Here is a 1833-nt window from a genome sequence, read left to right on the forward strand (position 1 = left end):
CCGGCGGCGGCGATGGCTTCCACGCACCGGGTCAGGGAGGCCTGGTCGGTGACGTCGGCCGCCAGCCCGAGCACGGCGGTGCCGAACTCGCTGGAGATCTTGTCGGCGGCGGCCTCGGCGCCGGCCTGGTCCACGTCGAGCAGGGCCACGGTCCAGCCCTCGGCGGCGAAGCGGCGCGCGGTGGCGAAGCCGATGCCTCGCGGGGAAGCCGCGCCGGTCACGACGGCGGTCCGCTGGCCGGTGCCGGTCTGGTAGCTCATGTCGTGTCCTTCTCGGTCGAGGGAGGCCGGGGCGGCCCGGCGGTCGCTGCCGGGTCCGCGCCTCGCGCTGATGATCTGGTTGGTGCTCGGCCCGTGGCCGGAGCGGCCGTCACGGGGGCGTCCTCCACGTTGAGGGGACGGAGCGACCGTAGCTGTCTGACTGTTGACAGTCAATACCTGGACATCACGGCGGGTAGGTTGCGGCCATGCCTGGCACTCCCACTCCCGGTGGCCCCCTCAGTGCGCTCGGCGCCGTGGACCGCACCACGCGCCGCGAGCAGATCCTCGTCAAGCTGCGCGACGCCGTGAGCACCGGGGCACTGGCCCCCGGGACCCACCTGGCCGAGATCGAGCTCAGCGAATCCCTCGGCGTCAGCCGTGGCACGCTGCGCGAGGCGCTGCGCCACCTGCAGCAGGAAGGACTGCTGGTCTCCGACACCCGTGGCCGGCTCAACGTCCGGGTACTGACCGAGCGCGAGGTCCGCGAGGTCTTCGCGGTCCGATCGGCGCTGGAGGCGCTGGCCTGCGAGGTGGTCTGCGCCCGCGAGGACCGCGCTGACGTCGTCCGCGCACTGCGCCGGCAACTGGAGCTCATGGCGGACGAGACGAGCCTACCGGAGATGGTGAACCGGGACCTGGAGTTCCACGCCATGCTGTGCCGCGCCTCGGGCAACGAGACGCTGCTGCAGTCCTGGCTGCACGTCAGCGGCCTAGCGCGAGCGGTCATCACGGCCGCCGGAGTCGATGCGGCGCTGGCGAACATGGCCGCACAGCGTCACGCCCCGGTCGTCGACCTCCTCGAGCGCGGCGACGCCGAGGGCGTGCGGCGCTTCCTGCGTTCCCACATGGCCGAAGCGGCCGAGCAGATCGTGACGCGCCTCGGGGAGCACGCCCAGGCCTGAGCCCACCCGACCCCCCTCTGAGTCGGACCCAAGGGTGGCTGGAGTCTCCGTCGGAGCGGAGGCCTGCGGTTCGAGAGGACCCTCTAATGCCCGTCGCATCCTGCTGACCGTTGCATTGTTGACAGACGAGTGAGTCATCCACACACTAGGGCGCACCCGGACACTGATGCTCGGACGGGTCCAATCGAAGGAGATGGACGAGTGACCCCTGCGCCCCCCACCCCCACCGTGAGCACCCCGGTCCTCGGCACCGAGCACCGCAAGCGGGTGGCGGTCGGATCGACGGTCGGCACCACGATCGAGAACTACGACTTCATCGGGTACGGCACCGCTGCGGGCCTGTACTTCGGAGACGCGTTCTTCCCCGACTCCAACCCCACGACGGCGACCCTGCTGTCCTTCGCCACCCTCGGCGTGGGTTTCGCCGCCCGACCCCTGGGCGGGATCATCGGGGGCTACCTGGGCGACAAGATCGGCCGCAAGCCCGTCCTGATCGGTTCCCTGCTCGTCATGGGCCTGGCCACCTTCGCGATCGGTCTGCTGCCCACCTACGCGACCATCGGCATCACCGCGCCGATCCTGCTCGTCGTCGTGCGGATCATCCAGGGCCTGGCGTTCGGGGCCGAGTGGGGCGGGGCGATCCTCATGACCTACGAACACGCCCCGTGGCG

Annotated in this window: 3 protein-coding genes; 2 read left to right on the top strand and 1 reads right to left on the bottom strand. The window is 71.0% G+C overall.

Annotation, left to right across the window (positions count from 1 at the left end; genetic code table 11):
• The coding region (locus tag ACRYR2_RS24965; RefSeq protein ID WP_432565701.1) for an SDR family oxidoreductase at positions 1 to 260 on the bottom strand (260 nt) is incomplete at its 3' end.
• 206 nt (positions 261 to 466) lie between these two features.
• On the opposite strand from ACRYR2_RS24965, the gene ACRYR2_RS24970 reads away from it, so the two are divergent.
• Complete coding sequence (locus ACRYR2_RS24970; protein ID WP_432565702.1) at positions 467 to 1162, top strand: GntR family transcriptional regulator; 696 nt, start codon at positions 467 to 469, stop codon at positions 1160 to 1162.
• A 201-nt stretch (positions 1163 to 1363) separates the two neighbouring features.
• Positions 1364 to 1833, top strand: a 470-nt coding sequence (locus ACRYR2_RS24975) for an MFS transporter (protein ID WP_432565703.1), incomplete at its 3' end; no start/stop codon positions are given.

The sequence above is a fragment of the Kineococcus deserti genome, assembly GCF_050871945.1.
In the GTDB taxonomy this organism is placed as follows: domain Bacteria; phylum Actinomycetota; class Actinomycetes; order Actinomycetales; family Kineococcaceae; genus Kineococcus.